This is a genomic window from Nocardia noduli (genome assembly GCF_019038455.1).
Classification (GTDB): domain Bacteria; phylum Actinomycetota; class Actinomycetes; order Mycobacteriales; family Mycobacteriaceae; genus Nocardia; species Nocardia noduli.
In genome coordinates this window covers 106,061-121,029 of the sequence record NZ_JAFMPL010000016.1, presented here as the reverse complement: position 1 = coordinate 121,029, position 14,969 = coordinate 106,061, and the positions used below count along the sequence as shown (strand labels likewise).

The window sequence follows — 14,969 nt, the reverse complement described above, 5'->3', positions numbered from 1 at the left end:
GTGTACGGGGGAGTGGTCGGGCTTGGTGGCCGAACCAACCCCGCCCGGAGCGAGTTTACGAGCGACCGGTTCGCGGCCGTCTCGCGTCCGAGCGGTCGAAGCGCATGCGCCGAAGGCGCGAGTCTCGACCGCTCGGACGCGAGACAAAGGGGCCGCGAACCACGCGGCCCCGGCCGCAAATCAACACAGCCCGGGTTCGGCTGGGTAGGGTTGTTCGTACGAGCACGAACATTGCTCATGATCGGCGCCGTGCTCATACTTGGGCTCCGGTCATGATGAGGACAGAGGAGGTCGGCTGCGATGGCACAAGAGCAGACCAAGCGCGCCGGGGGCGGCGACGAGGACGAGGGGCCCGAGGGCGCCGAAGCGGCCGGTCAGGAGCGCCGCGAGAAATTGGCGGAAGAGACCGACGACCTGCTCGACGAGATCGATGACGTGCTGGAGGAGAACGCCGAGGACTTCGTCCGCGCGTACGTGCAGAAGGGCGGCCAGTGACAGCAGGTGATCCGATGCGTCTCCAACCGGGGCACGCACTCTCGTCCTTCACCGAACACCTGCGCAGTTACGCACCGGATCTGTTGCCGGGCAACAGATTCGCCGCGATCGACGGCGCCACCGGTTCCTCCGGTGGCGCCGCCAAGGATGTGGCCCCGCACGGGACCACCATCGTCGCGGTCAGTTTCCGCGGCGGTGTGCTGATCGCGGGCGATCGCCGGGCCACCCAGGGAAACCTGCTGGCCAGCAGGGATATGGAGAAGGTGTACATCACCGACACCTATTCGGCGGCCGGTATCGCGGGCACCGCGGGCATGGCCGTCGAGATGGTGCGGTTGTTCGCCGTGGAGTTGGAGCACTACGAGAAGATCGAAGGGATCTCGCTCACATTCGACGGCAAGGCCAACAAGCTGTCGAAGATGGTGCGTGACAACCTTCCCGCGGCCCTGCAGGGTCTGGCGGTGGTGCCGGTGCTGGTCGGTTACGACCAGCACACCACCGATCCGGATCGGGTCGGGCGCATCATCTCCTACGACGTCGTCGGTGGGCGCAGCGAGGAGCGATTCGGCTACGCCGCGGTCGGCTCGGGTTCGATGTTCGCCAAGACGTCGTTGAAGAAGTTGTACGCCAAGGGAATCGACGAGACGCGCGCGTTGCGCATCGCCGTCGAGGCATTGTTCGACGCCGCCGACGACGACACCGCCACCGGCGGGCCCGATCTGGTGCGTCGCATCTATCCCACCGCGGTCCTCATCACCGAGGAAGGCGCCGAAGAGGTGGCCGGAACGCGGCTGGAGGAGATCGCGCGCGAGATCGTCGCCGCACGTGAGGCCGCGCAAGAAGGGAGTGCCCCAGCATGACACTGCCGTACTACGCGTCGGCCGAGCAGATCATGCGCGACAAGACCGAACTCGCGCGCAAGGGGATCGGTCGCGGTCGCAGTGTCATCGTGATGGCGTACGACAAGGGTGTGCTGTTCCTCGCGGAGAATCCGTCCGCGACGCTGCACAAGGTGAGTGAGCTGTACGACCGCGTCGGGTTCGCGGCCGTCGGCAAGTACAACGAATTCGAGAGCCTGCGTCGTGGCGGCATCCTCCAGGCCGATCTGCGGGGATACCAGTACGACCGGCGCGATGTCTCCGGCCGTGCGCTCGCCAACGCCTACGCCCAGACTCTCGGGTCGATCTTCACCGATCAGCTCAAGCCCTACGAGGTCGAGATCTGCATCGCCGAGGTCGGCTATCCGGAGCAGGAGCAGCAGTCGGTGCTCTACCGGATCACCTTCGACGGGTCGATCGTCGACGAACGCGAATACGTGGTGATGGGCGGCACGACCGAGCCGATCCTCACCGCGTTGAAGGGTTCCTACCGGTCCGGCCTGGATCTGAGTTCCGCCATCGACATCGCGGTCAAGGCGTTGCAGGCCGGGATTCCGGAGGGCGCCGACAAGGACAAGCGTTCGCTCGGGGTCGCCGCGCTCGAGGTAGCGACGCTGGAGCAGTCGCGACAGCGCCGTGCCTTCCGGCGCATCCCCAACGCCCAGCTGGAACAGTTGCTCGGCGCGGGGAGCACCCCGGCGGCGTCACCCTCCGACGCGGAGGAATCCGCGCCGGAATCGGCCGGGGAAGACACCCCGAAGCAGCCCGAGTAGGGCGAGCCACACAACCCGCTCGGGCCCGCGCCCGGAATACCGTTCGACGGTCGTTCCGGACGCGGGCCCGAGTTTTTTCCGGCGCCGTGACACTTTTTCCGGTGCTGTGACGCGCCCGACCGCGGGGTGAATTCGCACCGGAAATCCGCCGGTCCGGGTCTATGGAAACGGACAAACCGACCCAAATCGTTGTGAAGACGTATGCATTCGTGTTGTCCGCAGCCCCACGCAACTGCTGGATATGGCTGTAATGTCGATGGTGTGCAGCGACGAATTATGGGGATCGAGACCGAGTTCGGTGTGACATGCACCTTTCACGGTCACCGTCGGCTGTCCCCCGACGAGGTAGCCCGGTACCTGTTCCGCCGGGTGGTGTCCTGGGGCCGTAGCTCTAACGTGTTCCTTCGCAACGGTGCTCGGCTGTACCTCGACGTCGGCTCGCATCCGGAGTACGCGACGGCGGAGTGCGACAACCTGCATCAGCTGGTCACCCACGATCGTGCGGGTGAACGGGTGCTGGAGGAATTGCTGATCGACGCCGAACAGCGATTGGCCGAGGAAGGTATCGGCGGCGATATCTACCTGTTCAAGAACAACACCGACTCCGCGGGAAACTCCTACGGCTGTCACGAGAATTTCCTCGTGGTGCGCGCGGGGGAGTTCTCCAGGATCTCGGATGTGCTCCTGCCGTTCCTGGTGACCCGCCAATTGATCTGCGGTGCGGGCAAAGTGCTGCAGACTCCGAAAGCGGCCACTTTCTGCCTGTCGCAACGGGCCGAGCACATCTGGGAGGGCGTCTCCTCGGCGACCACCCGCTCGCGGCCGATCATCAACACCCGTGACGAGCCGCACGCGGACGCGGAGAAATACCGCCGCCTGCACGTGATCGTCGGTGATTCGAATATGGCCGAGCCGAGCACCATGCTCAAGGTCGGCACGGCGGCACTGGTCCTGGAGATGATCGAGGCCGGGGTTTCCTTCCGCGATTTCGCCCTGGACAACCCGATCCGCGCCATCCGCGAGGTCAGCCACGATCTGACCGGCAGACGCCCCGTTCGGCTGGCGGGCGGACGCCAGGCCAGCGCACTCGACATCCAGCGCGAGTACTACGCCCGCGCCGTCGAACATCTGCGCAACCGCGACCGGGATCCGCAGATCGACCAGGTCGTCGATCTGTGGGGACGCACCCTCGACGCGGTCGAGGCGCAGGATTTCGCCAAGGTCGACACCGAGATCGACTGGGTGATCAAGCGCAAGCTGTTCCAGCGTTACCAGGATCGCTACAGCATGGAGCTGTCCGATCCCAAGATCGCCCAGCTGGATCTGGCCTACCACGACATCAAGCGCGGTCGCGGTGTGTTCGATCTGTTGCAGCGCAAGGGTCTGGCCAAGCGGATCACCGAGGACGAGGCCGTCGACGCCGCCGTCGACACGCCGCCGCAGACCACGCGTGCCAAGCTCCGCGGTGATTTCATCACCGCCGCGCAGGAGGCCGGCCGCGATTTCACCGTCGACTGGGTGCACCTGAAGTTGAACGATCAGGCGCAACGCACGGTGCTCTGCAAAGATCCGTTCCGGTCCGTCGACGAGCGCGTCGACCGGCTGATCGCCTCGATGTAGTACGAGAAATATCGGACCGCCCGCCGCGCCCTCACGAGAGGGGCGCGGCGGGCGGTTTCTCGTGTGCGTGCTGGCTAGCGTGGAAATATGACCGATGACGAACTCCTGAACGAACTGCTCGAGGTCGAGCGTCGCGGCTGGGACGCGCTGTGTTCGAGCTCCGGCGCCGAGTTCTACGGCGCGATCATGACCGAGGACGCGGTGATGGTGCTGGCCAACGGCATGATCATGGACCGCGACACGGTGGTCTCGGCGCTGCGTGACGCACCGCCGTGGCGCGATTACGAGATCGAGGATCCGCGCGTGGTCGGTGTCGGCGCGGACGGCTGGGTTCTGGTCTACATCGGCGTCGCCTACCGCGACGGTGACGAACCCGCGTTCCGCGGTGTGATGTCGACGACCTATGTCCGGCACGAGGGACGATGGCGGCTCGCCTGCTATCAGCAGACCGTCATTCGGAACTGAGGAAGCGGTCGGTGTCGACGGCGTAGCGCAGCAGTACCCGCCCGTGCGGGCGCTGCTCGGTGCCGATGCAGCGCAGCCGGGTGGGCTGGGCGGTCCGATCCAGGTCGGTGGCGGTGAACATCGCCGCCGTCCTGGTGCCGCCGACGGCGATCGGCACCACCTCGGTCTCGATCTCATCGATCAACCCCGCTCGCAGCAGCGCGCCGCCGAGTCGCGCGCCACCGGTCGCGACCACCGTCTCCACCGCGAACCGTGCCCGCAGCACCTTCATCGCGGCGGTGAGATCCACGTGATGGCGTCCGCACACCAGGTAGGGGATCCCCTCGCGACGCAGGTAGGCGAGGTAGCTCGGCGGGGTGGCGGTCGCCACCAGGACGAGCAGATGCCAGCCCGCCATCTCGGTGCCGGGGAATTCCCGATGGGTCCAGCGCACCCGGCCGCGACTGTCCGGCACCACGAACCAGCCCGCCGTGGCGCGGGCGACGACCTCGTCGGGAAGGTGGTCGCGCGCGAGGGCCGAGACCGGGCGATCGGTGGCGGGCAGGATCCGGGGCCGCTGATCGTCGGTGACCAGCGATCCGCTGCCCTCGAGCAGTACTTGCGGCCGATGCCTGCGCATGAGGTCGCGATATCCTTCGTCACCGCCGGGCCAGCGCTCGTCGCGCATCAGGAGTGTGCGAGGTGACACCGCCAGCCGCCCGTCCACCGAAATCGTGTTGTGCGTGATCACCCGGGGCCGTCGCATCGTGCCTCCCTTTCACCGGTCGGATACCCGGTGACCCCTCGGCGAACCGGCGACCCCGCCTACCCCCGTTGCGTCGGCGACCGGACCACCCCGTTCGCGGCCGGGAGTCGATCTACTCCTCGGCCAGGTAGCGCTCCACGGTGTCGACCTTCGAGGTCATCGCGTCGCTGACGCCGGGCCTGATATCGGCCTTGAGCACCAGGCTGCATCGCGGCGCTGCGGCCAGCACGGCATCGGAGGCCGCCTTCACCACCGCCATCACCTCGTCCCATTCGCCTTCGAGGGTGGTGAACATCGCATCGGTGCGATTGGGCAGGCCGCTCGCCCTGACCACCCGCACCGCCTCGGCCACCGCACGTCCGACGTCGACTCCGGTCCCGAGCGGTGTGACGGAAAAGGCGACGATCATTGGCTGCTCCTCGATGTCGGGGGGATTCGCCCGCGCGTAGCGAATCGCGCGCCGCCGCGCACGGACCGCGGAGCGCAGATTACCCTCTATCGAGTGGCGATATCCAAGGTCGAGCGGCTGATGAATCTGGTCATCGCGCTGCTGTCGACCCGGCAGTTCTTGACCGCGGAGCGGATCCGGGACAGCGTCGCGGGGTACGAGGAGTCCGCAAGCGACGAGGCGTTCAGCCGGATGTTCGAACGGGACAAGAACGAGCTACGCGACCTGGGCATTCCGCTGGAAGTCGGTCAGGTGAGCCGGTACTCGACGGTGGAGGGCTACCGGATCAACCGGGACGCCTACGAGCTGCCGGATATCGGGCTGTCCGACGAGGAGGCTGCGGCGGTCGCCGTCGCGGTCCAGATGTGGGAATCCCCCGAACTGGCGGCCGCGGCCGAGGGCGCGCTGCTCAAGTTGCGTGCCGCGGGCGTGCACGTCGAAACCGACTCGGCGGTGGCCTCGGTGCCCGCCGTCCCGGCGCGGACCCGCGGTTCGGAACCGGTACTCGGCAAACTCCTGGCGGCCATCGATGAAGGCCGGGCGGTGCGCTTCGAACATCGCGGCGCCGTCAACGCGCCGTACCTGATGCGCGATGTGGAGCCGTGGGGTGTGGTGACCCATCACGGGCGCTGGTACCTGGTCGGGCACGATCGCGACCGTGACGCCGTGCGCAGTTTCCGGCTCTCGCGCATCGGCGACGACATCACCGCCTACGGTCCGGTCAACACGGTGCACAAGCCCGAAGGTCTCGATCTGCGGTCCATCGTCGACCGCGTCACCAGCGGCGCTCCGGTGAGCGGGGCGGCGACGGTCTGGGTGGCCGAGGGGCGCGGACGCGAGATCCGCAGACTCGGCCGGGTCCTCGGGGAACGCAGTGTCGCGGGCAGGGCGGGCGTCGAGGTCGAGATCCCGATCCGGTCCCGCGACTGGCTGGCGCGGCTGATCACCGGCCTCGGACCGGACGCTGTCGTCATCGCGCCCGAGGAATTGCGTGCCGATGTCGTGGCCAGGCTGCGGTCGGTGCTCGAACGCACGGAGGTGGTGTTGTGAGCAACACCCGCCTGTCCGTGCGACTGTCGCGGCTGCTCAACATGATCCCGTATTTCATCGCCAATCCGGGTATCAGCGCCGCCGAGGCCGCCGCCGATCTCGGCGTGACCACCAAACAGCTCATGAGCGATCTCAATCAGCTGTGGATGTGCGGGCTGCCCGGTTACGGTCCCGGCGATCTGATCGACCTGTCCTTCTCCGAGGAGAGCATCGAGGTCACCTTCTCCGCCGGGATCGACCGGCCGCTGCGGCTGACCTCCACCGAGGCGACGGCCCTGCTCGTCGCGCTGCGCTCGATCGTGGAGATGCCGGGCATGGTCGATCCCACCGCGGCCCACGCGGCCATCGCCAAGATCGAATCGGCGATCGTCGGCGGCGGCGCGCAGATCTCCGAGCCGCGCGATTCCCGGATGCCGCCCGCGGAGGCCCCCGCGGTGGCGACGGTGCGTTCCGCGCTGGCACGCCAGCGGGCGCTGCGCCTGGTCTACTACTCGGCGAGCCGCGACGTGGTCTCCGAGCGGATCGTCGATCCGATCCGGATCGTGCTGGTCGACAACAACAGCTATCTGCAGGCGTGGTGCAGGCAGGCCGAGGGGGTCCGGCTGTTCCGGTTCGACCGGATCGAGGCGGCGACCGAACTCGACGAACCCGCGCGACCGCCCAGTCACGCCACCGAGGCCGCCGCGGCGCTCGACCTGTTCCAGGACGATCCGGCGGTTCCGCTGGCACGTCTGCGGATCCACCCCGATTACGGATGGGTCCTCGATCAGTACCCGATGAATCGGCTGGCGGTCCATCCCGACGGCAGCCTCGACGTCACCATGCGTTTCGCCACCCTGGACTGGATGGCGCGACTGCTGCTCGGCTTCGGCGCGGGAGTGACCGTGCTCGGACCGCCCGAACTGGTCGCCGCGGTGCGGGAACGTTCCGATGCCGCGCTCGCGGTCTACGCGGAGGCAGGGTTCGAGATCCGATGAATGTCGTGGTGCTCGGGGCGGGCAGCATCGGGATCTACGTCGGCGGGAAATTGGCCGCGGCCGGGGCGAAGGTGACCTTCGTCGGCAGACCGAGAATGCTCGACGAGATCACCGCGTCCGGGCTGCGTCTCACCGACCTCGACGGCGGTGATGTGACCGTCGAGCCCTCGGAGTTCGGAACGTCGACCACCCCCGAGGACGCCGGATCGGCGGATCTGGTGCTGGTCACGGTCAAATCGGCGGCGACGGCGAGCGCGGTGCGCGATCTCACCGGCGTCCTGCGGCCGGGCACCCCGGTGCTCAGTCTGCAGAACGGTATCGGCAACGACACCGTGATCAGGGAGATCCTGCCCACCTGCGTCGTGCTGGCGGGCATGGTGATGTTCAATGTCGTGCACCACCCCGGGGGCCGGTTCCACCGGGGCACCGAAGGCGGGATCGCGACGCAGGACGACCCGGCGCTGGCGGCGGCCGCCGCGGTCTTCGACCGCGCGGGACTGGGGTTGCGCCGCTATCGGGATCTGCTCCCGGTGCAGTGGGCCAAACTGCTGCTGAACCTCAACAACCCGATCAACGCGCTGTCCGGGCGACCGTTGCGCGAGGAACTCGCCGACCGCAACTACCGCCGCTGCCTGTCGCTGACCCAGTCCGAGGCGCTGGCCGCGATGAACAGGGCGCGAATTCATCCGGCGCGTCTGACGCCGCTGCCACCGCGGGTGATGACGCGCCTGCTGACCGTGCCCGACGCGGTCTTCGGCCGGGTCGCGGGCCGCGTACTCGCCATCGATCCGATGGCGCGCTCGTCGATGGCCGACGACCTCGCATTCGGGCGCAAGACCGAAATCTCTTGGCTCTGTGGCGAAATCGTCGGACTCGGCGAGATGGTCGGTCTGCCGACACCGGTCAATCAACGGCTCATCGAACTGATCGTCGCGGCCGAAAAGGGCGATCGCCGCACCTGGACGGGGGCCGAACTGCTGGAGCAACTGCGGGCCGCCGCCGGCAGTGTGCGGGGCGAACCTCGGGCGAACAGGGACTGACCCGCCCGTCGCGTCATCCATGGTCCGGTAGCATCGGCATTACCACTTTTTTGGGAGGTACAGATGTCAGGCACGTTCAGCTGGACGCACCTGCTGATCATCGCGTTGCTGTTCGTGGTGCTCTTCGGCGCCAAGCGGCTGCCGGATGCGGCTCGCGGCCTCGGCCGGTCTCTGCGCATCTTCAAGAGCGAAGTCAGCCAGATGCAGAAGGAGGAGACTCCTTCGACCGCGCCGACTCCGCCGCCCGCGCAGCCGTTGCCGCCGGGACAGTCCGCGGCCGAGCCGGTGCCACCGCAGCCGCAGCAGAAGTCGGCCTGAGCGGTCCGTTCCCATCGGGGTGAGTCCGGCTCACCCCGATCAGTGCTGTTCGGCGGACCGTGACATGGTTCGCGGCACCCGACTCAGCGGCTCTCGACTCAGGGACACATCAGACCTATGCGAATCCCATTCGATCCTCGGCGCAGCAAGCGCAGGACGAATCCCGACGGCACCATGTCGTTGGTCGAGCACCTGCAGGAATTGCGCGGCAGGCTGCTGAAATCGCTGGCCGCGATTCTGCTGACCACCGTGATCGGCTTCTTCTGGTACACGCATTCGTTCTTCGGTCTGGAAAGCCTCGGCGATCTGCTGACCGGTCCCTACTGTTCGCTGCCACCCGAGGCGCGTGCCACGTTGACCGCGGACGGGGCGTGCCGACTGCTCGCGACCGCGCCGTTCGAACAGTTCATGCTGCGACTGAAGGTCGGTTTCACCGCGGGTGTGGTGCTGGCCGCACCGGTCTGGCTGTATCAGCTCTGGGCCTTCATCACCCCGGGCCTGTACGCGAAGGAACGGCGCTACGCCGTCGGCTTCGTCGTCTCGGGTTCGGTGCTGTTCGGCGCGGGCGCGGTGCTCGCCTACTTCATCGTCGCGCACGCCCTGCAATTCCTGCTGACCATCGGCGACAACGTCCAGATCACCGCGCTGAGCGGGTCGCAATACTTCTCGATGATCATCCAGTTGCTGATCATCTTCGGCGTCAGTTTCGAAACGCCGCTGATCATCATCGGCCTGAATCTCACCGGTGTGCTGACCTACGTGCGGCTCAAGGCCTGGCGGCGCGGAATCATCTTCGGACTCTTCGTCTTCGCGGCGATCGTCACCCCGCAGGACCCGTTCTCGATGCTGGCCCTGGCCTGCGCGCTGACCGTGCTGTTCGAGGTCGCCGTGCAATTCGCCCGGATCAACGACAAGCGGCGCGCGCGCAAGGACGCCGAAGCGGCCCTGCGCGACGAGGAAGCCTCGGTGCTCGCGGGGCCCGAACCGATCAGGCCCGCCGAGTCGATGTCCGGTTCCGCCGACGCGTCGCGTTCGGTCTCGGACTTCTCCGATACCCTCTGACACCGCCCGCACTGGAACGACCGGCCGCGTTCGCGACACCCGCGACGATCGGCTCTCGCACGTGAACCGAATCATCGCTTCGTCCAAGTGATTCCGAACACCGGAACCCCCGAATCGGCCCGAAGCCGTTTGGACCGCCCGTGTTCGGCTATTGCTGGATCGAACGAGGAGGATCACATGCCCATCAAGTACCGCCAGCGCAAATCCTACGGGCCGCTGAAGCTCAACTTCACCCAGTCGGGTCTGTCCTCATGGGGCATCAAGATCGGCCGCTGGTCCTGGAACTCCCGGACCAAGAAGAACAGCGTCGATCTGCCGGGTCCGCTCAGCTGGCGCCAGCGCTGATCCCGCCGCGCCGGTCGTCGATCGGCGAACGACCGGCGCGGCCGGGGGATCGGTAGGGCGGGATCGGAGAAAATCCATACGACCGGTGTCGTACTCCTCCGATACGCTCTGACGAGTGACAGTTGACCGGTCTCGGACGGGCGAATTGGCGAAATTCTCCGCCGAGTTGAAATTCACCCTCGACCCCTTCCAGCGCGATGCCTGCGCGGCGCTGGAGGACGGGCACGGGGTTCTGGTGTGTGCTCCGACCGGAGCAGGTAAGACCGTCGTCGGCGAATTCGCCGTGCACATGGCCTTGGCCGCCGGGGGGAAGTGCTTCTACACGACGCCGATCAAGGCGCTGTCGAACCAGAAGTTCGCCGATCTGACCGAACGGTACGGGCGCGACCGGGTCGGTCTGTTGACCGGTGACCAGGCGATCAACCCGAACGCCCCGGTGGTCGTGATGACGACCGAGGTCCTGCGCAACATGCTGTACGCGTCCTCGGACGCGCTGCGCGGACTGTCCTTCGTGGTGATGGACGAGGTGCACTACCTGGCCGACCGGTTCCGCGGCGCGGTGTGGGAGGAAGTGATCCTGCATCTGCCCGCCGAGGTGCGGTTGGTCAGCCTGTCGGCCACGGTGAGCAATGCCGAGGAGTTCGGCGCGTGGATGGAGACCGTGCGCGGCGACACCAGCGTCGTGGTCGACGAGACCAGGCCGGTGCCGCTGTGGCAGCACGTCATGGTCGGGCGACGCATGTTCGATCTGTTCGACACCGAGTCCAGCGAGCAGAAGGTGCTGGTCGACGAGGATCTCGTGCGCTACATCAAGCAGCGCGAGGCGGCCGACCGGATGAACGGCTGGGGCGGCGGCCCGCGCGGCCGCGGTGGCGGCAGGCGCGATTTCCGTCCGTTGCCGCGCCCGGAGGTGCTGGCGAAACTGGACGAGGAAGGGCTGCTGCCCGCGATCACGTTCATCTTCAGCCGGGCGGGCTGCGACGGCGCTCTGGCGCAATGCCTGCGGTCGCGGCTCGATCTGAGCCGTGACGCCGATCTCGCCGAGATCGACGCGATCATCGACAGGCATACCGGGGATCTGCCCAAGGGCGATCTGGAGGTGCTCGGCTACTGGGAGTGGCGCGAGGCGCTGCACCGCGGGTTGGCCGCCCACCACGCGGGAATGCTGCCCGCGTTCCGGCACACGGTCGAGGAACTGTTCGTGCGCGGGCTGGTCCGTGCCGTGTTCGCCACCGAAACCCTCGCGCTGGGCATCAACATGCCCGCGCGGACGGTGGTGCTGGAGCGGTTGGTCAAATTCAACGGTGAATCGCACGCCGAACTGACACCGGGGGAGTACACGCAGCTCACCGGACGTGCCGGTCGGCGCGGTATCGATGTCGAGGGCCACGCCGTGGTGCTCTGGCAGCCCGAGGTCGACACCAGCGCGGTCGCGGGTCTCGCCTCGACCAGGACCTACCCGCTGCGCAGTTCGTTCAAGCCCGGCTACAACATGTCCATCAATCTGATCGACCGGATGGGCTCCGACGAGGCGCGGGCACTGCTCGAGCGGTCCTTCGCACAGTTCCAGGCCGATCGCTCGGTGGTCGGGCTGGTGCGCGGCATCGAGCGCAACGAGATGCAGCTGCGCAAATTGCGCGGACAACTCGACGGCGCCGAAGGCGGGTTCCTGGAATACATCTCGCTGCGCGAGCGGATCAAACAGCGCGAGCGTCAGCTCGAACAGCAGACCAGGATGGATCGTCGCGGTGCCGCGGTGACGGCACTGACCGCGTTGCGCCGCGGCGACGTGGTGGCGATTCCGACGGGCAGGCGGGCCGGACTCGCGGTGATCCTGGAGCCGGACGCGACACCGGGGGATCCGCGTCCGCTCGTTCTCACCGAGGACAAATGGGCAGGCCGGGTCTCGGTCGCCGACTTCCCGGTGCCCGCCGAGGCGCTCGGGCATATGCGGCTGCCGCGGCGGGTCGACCACAGGACCGCGCGCATCAGGCGTGATCTGGCCTCCGCGCTGCGCGACACCGGGATCTCGGTGCCGGGCAGGCAGCGCAGGAACAAGCGCTCGGGTGCGGCCGACGACAGGGAACTGTCCACGCTGCGCCGCAGTCTGCGTTCGCATCCGGCGCACACCCGCGCCGATCGGGAGCAGATGAGCCGGGTCGGCGAACGCTACAACCGCCTGAGCCGCGAGACCGACTCCATGCGCCAGAAGGTTGCCGCCACCACGAATTCGCTGGCACGCACCTTCGACCGGATTCTCGGGCTGCTCGAGGAGCGCGGTTTCGTGCACGCGGGCGAGGTGACCGCGGACGGACGCAGGCTCGCGCGCGTCTACGCCGAATGCGATCTGCTCGTCGCCGAATGCCTGCGTCAGGGCCTGTGGCGTGGGCTCGGGCCCGCCGAACTGGCGGGCGTGGTTTCCGCGCTGGTGTTCGAATCGCGGCAAGAAGGCGGTTACCTCGGCGCCACCGGTCCGACCGAACCGATTCGGCGCGCGATCGGCGCGACCATCGGTGTGTGGAGCCAGCTGCGGACCGACGAGGCCCGGCACAAACTCGCGCCAACCAGGGAACTCGACACCGGTTTCGTCGGCGGTGTCTACAAATGGGCCGGCGGCGAGGGGTTGGCCGAGTCGTTGCTGGCCAGCGGTGATCAGGGGTCGCCGCTGTCGGCGGGCGATTTCGTGCGCTGGTGCAGGCAGGTGATCGATCTGCTCGACCAGATCCACGGCACCGCCGACGACGTCGAGGTGGCCGCTACGGCGGCGAAGGCTGTGCGCGCCATTCGGCGGGGTGTCGTTGCGGTGGACGCCGCGTAGGCGATTCACTTGTGATTTGATTTCTTCGCGTACCGACCGTGGCCGAGGAGTTGTGCTATGCGACTACTCGCCGTCGGGGGGCTACCGTATGTATACCGATGCGAGTGGAGGCAAGCAGATGAGCGGCCCGTACGGACCGAACGACCCCGGGGAGGGACGTAACGATCCCACCCAAGTGTGGGGTGCACAGCAGCCGCAGGGCGGGGCCGCGCCGACCCAGCACTGGGGTGGTCAGAATCCGGAGCAGGCGCAGCCGACCCAGCAGTGGGGCCAGCAGCAGCCGCCGCAGACCGGTGGTCAGCCCCAGCAGCAGTGGGGTCAGTCCCAGCCCCAGTGGGGGCAGCAGCCACCGCAGACCGGTGCTCAACCGCAGCAGCAGTGGGGTCAGTCCCAGCCCCAGTGGGGCCAGCAGCAGCCACCGCAGGACTGGAACCAGCAGCCGCAGCAGCAGTGGGCGCAGCAGCAGCCGCCGCAGCAGTGGCATCCCGGTCAGCCGACGCCGCCCTCCAGCGGTGGCAAGGGCAAGGGGCTGTTCATCGGCCTCGGCATCCTCGGCGTGCTGGTCGTCGGCGCGATCGTCGCGCTGGTGGTCGTGCTGACCTCGAAGGACAAGCTGGACCAGGCCGCCGTGCAGGAGGGGGTGAAGAAGGTGCTCACCGATTCCTACGGCATCCAGGACGTCGACGGCGTCTCCTGCCCGTCCGGCCAGGAGGTCAAGGTCGACGCCACCTTCGAATGCACCCTCCAGGTGAGCGGTGAGCAGAAGAAGGTCAACGTCAAGATCACCAACGAGAACGGGACCTACGAGGTCGGTCGCCCGAGCTGAGTTAGCCGATCGCCGAGAGGTGCGCGGGGTTGCGCCGAGCCCGGCCGTTCGTGAATTCCGCTGGGGGCGGGGGAATTCAGTCGGTCGGGCTCCGTCGTGTCAGTGCGATCTCGGCGCGCCGAGCGCGGTGATCAGGCGGGTGACGGGACTTTCCGCGTTGTACTTCGTGGCCAGTTCGCGCAGCCGATCCGGGTCGGCGGGCGCGGTGGGCAGGGTGTCGGCGCGGGAGAGGTCGACCTCGGCGTCGCGGACCACACGCACGACGGGGGCGGCGGCCTTCAGATAGTCGTCCGCGGCGCGGAGTTTGGCGCGCACGCCCGCGGCGAGTTCGGATTCCGGGTCCTCGACCGCGGCGATCAGGGCTTCCAGCGATCCGAAGCGGGTGATCAGCGTCGACGCCGATTTCTCGCCGATTCCGGCGACGCCGGGCAGTCCGTCGGAGGCGTCACCGCGCAGGGTCGCCAGGTCGGCGTAGGCCGGACCCGCGTTCGGCACGGGCACACCGTATTTCGCGGCGACCTCGGCCGGGCCGAACAGTTCGGCCTTGGCCAGACCGCGACCGGCGTAGAGCACGCGCACCGGCGGCGCGGGATCGTCGCGGACCAGTTGCAACAGGTCGCGATCACCGCTGACGACCACCACCGGGTCGGTGCGTTCCCGCGAGGCGAGGGTGCCGAGTACGTCGTCGGCCTCCAGTCCGTCCGCGCCGCCGGTGGCGATTCCCGCCGCGGCGAGCACCTCGAGGATCATGTCGACCTGCGGGGTCAGTTTGTCGGGTACTTCCTCCGCGCCGTCGGCCGCGCCGACCGTCGCGTCGAGGCGGTGCGCCTTGTAGGAGGGCACCAGGTCGACGCGGAATCCCGGACGCCAGTCCAGGTCGAGGCACACCACCAACCGGCTCGGCGAGTGTTTGGTGATCAGCGAGGCGACCATATCGGTGAAACCGCGCAGCGCGTTCACCGAACGACCGTCGGGGGCGGTGATCTTGTCCGGGATGGCGTAGAACGCCCGGAACCACAGGCTGGCCCCGTCGAGGAGCAGCAGGGGCGCACCGGAAGTCGCAGAGGTCACGCGCAGAGGCTACCTTTCCACGCCGACAAGTCCCCGGA

General features: G+C 67.7%; 16 protein-coding genes. 13 read left to right on the top strand and 3 right to left on the bottom strand.

The window, feature by feature from the left end:
- Positions 1 to 300: 300 nt before the first annotated feature.
- From JZ792_RS12755 to JZ792_RS12735, 5 genes are all read left to right on the top strand, one after another.
- Entirely contained in the window at positions 301 to 495 is a 195-nt protein-coding gene (locus JZ792_RS12755; RefSeq protein ID WP_109527300.1) for a ubiquitin-like protein Pup, read from the top strand.
- 14 nt (positions 496 to 509) lie between these two features.
- The gene (gene prcB / locus JZ792_RS12750) at positions 510 to 1,355 is read left to right on the top strand and encodes a proteasome subunit beta (protein WP_109527407.1); all 846 of its coding nucleotides are present in this window, start codon (positions 510 to 512) and stop codon (positions 1,353 to 1,355) included.
- Positions 1,352 to 2,146, top strand: a complete 795-nt coding sequence (gene prcA, locus JZ792_RS12745; protein WP_216910252.1) for a proteasome subunit alpha — start codon at positions 1,352 to 1,354, stop codon at positions 2,144 to 2,146. Before prcB ends, prcA begins: the two co-directional genes overlap by 4 nt.
- Positions 2,147 to 2,407: 261 nt before the next feature.
- Positions 2,408 to 3,766: a Pup--protein ligase gene (gene pafA, locus JZ792_RS12740; protein WP_198654408.1), complete on the top strand. Its 1,359-nt coding sequence runs from the start codon at positions 2,408 to 2,410 to the stop codon at positions 3,764 to 3,766.
- An 87-nt stretch (positions 3,767 to 3,853) separates the two neighbouring features.
- Positions 3,854 to 4,231 (top strand): nuclear transport factor 2 family protein, encoded by a 378-nt coding sequence (locus tag JZ792_RS12735; protein ID WP_216910250.1) that lies wholly within the window; start codon positions 3,854 to 3,856, stop codon positions 4,229 to 4,231.
- Here the strand turns inward: JZ792_RS12735 and JZ792_RS12730 are convergent.
- Together JZ792_RS12730 and JZ792_RS12725 are read right to left on the bottom strand one after the other, a co-directional pair.
- Entirely contained in the window at positions 4,218 to 4,976 is a 759-nt protein-coding gene (locus JZ792_RS12730; protein ID WP_216910248.1) for a RibD family protein, read from the bottom strand. The genes JZ792_RS12735 and JZ792_RS12730 overlap by 14 nt on opposite strands.
- Before the next feature lie 112 nt (positions 4,977 to 5,088).
- Positions 5,089 to 5,385: an MTH1187 family thiamine-binding protein gene (locus JZ792_RS12725; protein WP_216910246.1), complete on the bottom strand. Its 297-nt coding sequence runs from the start codon at positions 5,383 to 5,385 to the stop codon at positions 5,089 to 5,091.
- 93 nt (positions 5,386 to 5,478) lie between these two features.
- Here JZ792_RS12725 and JZ792_RS12720 point away from each other — a divergent pair, with 93 nt between their 5' ends.
- The 8 genes from JZ792_RS12720 (at position 5,479) to JZ792_RS12685 (ending at position 13,860) form a co-directional block, all read left to right on the top strand.
- Complete coding sequence (locus tag JZ792_RS12720) at positions 5,479 to 6,474, top strand: helix-turn-helix transcriptional regulator (protein WP_216910244.1); 996 nt, start codon at positions 5,479 to 5,481, stop codon at positions 6,472 to 6,474.
- Positions 6,471 to 7,451, top strand: a complete 981-nt coding sequence (locus tag JZ792_RS12715) for a helix-turn-helix transcriptional regulator (RefSeq protein ID WP_308165280.1) — start codon at positions 6,471 to 6,473, stop codon at positions 7,449 to 7,451. The genes JZ792_RS12720 and JZ792_RS12715 overlap by 4 nt, the downstream gene beginning before the upstream one ends.
- Entirely contained in the window at positions 7,448 to 8,491 is a 1,044-nt protein-coding gene (locus tag JZ792_RS12710) for a 2-dehydropantoate 2-reductase (protein ID WP_216910242.1), read from the top strand. Before JZ792_RS12715 ends, JZ792_RS12710 begins: the two co-directional genes overlap by 4 nt.
- A gap of 63 nt (positions 8,492 to 8,554) precedes the next feature.
- Positions 8,555 to 8,809: a Sec-independent protein translocase subunit TatA gene (gene tatA, locus JZ792_RS12705; RefSeq protein ID WP_109527308.1), complete on the top strand. Its 255-nt coding sequence runs from the start codon at positions 8,555 to 8,557 to the stop codon at positions 8,807 to 8,809.
- A 117-nt stretch (positions 8,810 to 8,926) separates the two neighbouring features.
- Entirely contained in the window at positions 8,927 to 9,871 is a 945-nt protein-coding gene (gene tatC / locus JZ792_RS12700) for a twin-arginine translocase subunit TatC (protein ID WP_216910240.1), read from the top strand.
- A gap of 177 nt (positions 9,872 to 10,048) precedes the next feature.
- Complete coding sequence (locus JZ792_RS12695; RefSeq protein ID WP_216910238.1) at positions 10,049 to 10,216, top strand: DUF4236 domain-containing protein; 168 nt, start codon at positions 10,049 to 10,051, stop codon at positions 10,214 to 10,216.
- A 115-nt stretch (positions 10,217 to 10,331) separates the two neighbouring features.
- Positions 10,332 to 13,034 carry a DEAD/DEAH box helicase gene (locus JZ792_RS12690; protein WP_216910236.1) on the top strand — a complete coding sequence of 901 codons (2,703 nt, stop codon included), beginning with the start codon at positions 10,332 to 10,334 and terminating at the stop codon, positions 13,032 to 13,034.
- A gap of 118 nt (positions 13,035 to 13,152) precedes the next feature.
- Positions 13,153 to 13,860, top strand: a complete 708-nt coding sequence (locus tag JZ792_RS12685; RefSeq protein ID WP_216910234.1) for a DUF4333 domain-containing protein — start codon at positions 13,153 to 13,155, stop codon at positions 13,858 to 13,860.
- Between the two features lie 99 nt (positions 13,861 to 13,959).
- Here the strand turns inward: JZ792_RS12685 and JZ792_RS12680 are convergent, their stop codons facing one another.
- Entirely contained in the window at positions 13,960 to 14,931 is a 972-nt protein-coding gene (locus JZ792_RS12680; RefSeq protein ID WP_216910232.1) for a 5'-3' exonuclease, read from the bottom strand.
- Positions 14,932 to 14,969 lie beyond the last annotated feature (38 nt).

Coding starts and splice junctions, on each gene's coding strand:
- JZ792_RS12735 (WP_216910250.1), top strand. CDS start 3,854: ATGACCGATGACGAACTCCTGAACGAACTGCTCGAGGTCGAGCGTCGC.
- JZ792_RS12725 (WP_216910246.1), bottom strand. CDS start 5,385: ATGATCGTCGCCTTTTCCGTCACACCGCTCGGGACCGGAGTCGACGTC.
- tatC (WP_216910240.1), top strand. CDS start 8,927: ATGCGAATCCCATTCGATCCTCGGCGCAGCAAGCGCAGGACGAATCCC.
- prcB (WP_109527407.1), top strand. CDS start 510: ATGCGTCTCCAACCGGGGCACGCACTCTCGTCCTTCACCGAACACCTG.
- prcA (WP_216910252.1), top strand. CDS start 1,352: ATGACACTGCCGTACTACGCGTCGGCCGAGCAGATCATGCGCGACAAG.
- JZ792_RS12710 (WP_216910242.1), top strand. CDS start 7,448: ATGAATGTCGTGGTGCTCGGGGCGGGCAGCATCGGGATCTACGTCGGC.
- JZ792_RS12695 (WP_216910238.1), top strand. CDS start 10,049: ATGCCCATCAAGTACCGCCAGCGCAAATCCTACGGGCCGCTGAAGCTC.
- tatA (WP_109527308.1), top strand. CDS start 8,555: ATGTCAGGCACGTTCAGCTGGACGCACCTGCTGATCATCGCGTTGCTG.
- JZ792_RS12730 (WP_216910248.1), bottom strand. CDS start 4,976: ATGCGACGGCCCCGGGTGATCACGCACAACACGATTTCGGTGGACGGG.
- JZ792_RS12755 (WP_109527300.1), top strand. CDS start 301: ATGGCACAAGAGCAGACCAAGCGCGCCGGGGGCGGCGACGAGGACGAG.
- JZ792_RS12685 (WP_216910234.1), top strand. CDS start 13,153: ATGAGCGGCCCGTACGGACCGAACGACCCCGGGGAGGGACGTAACGAT.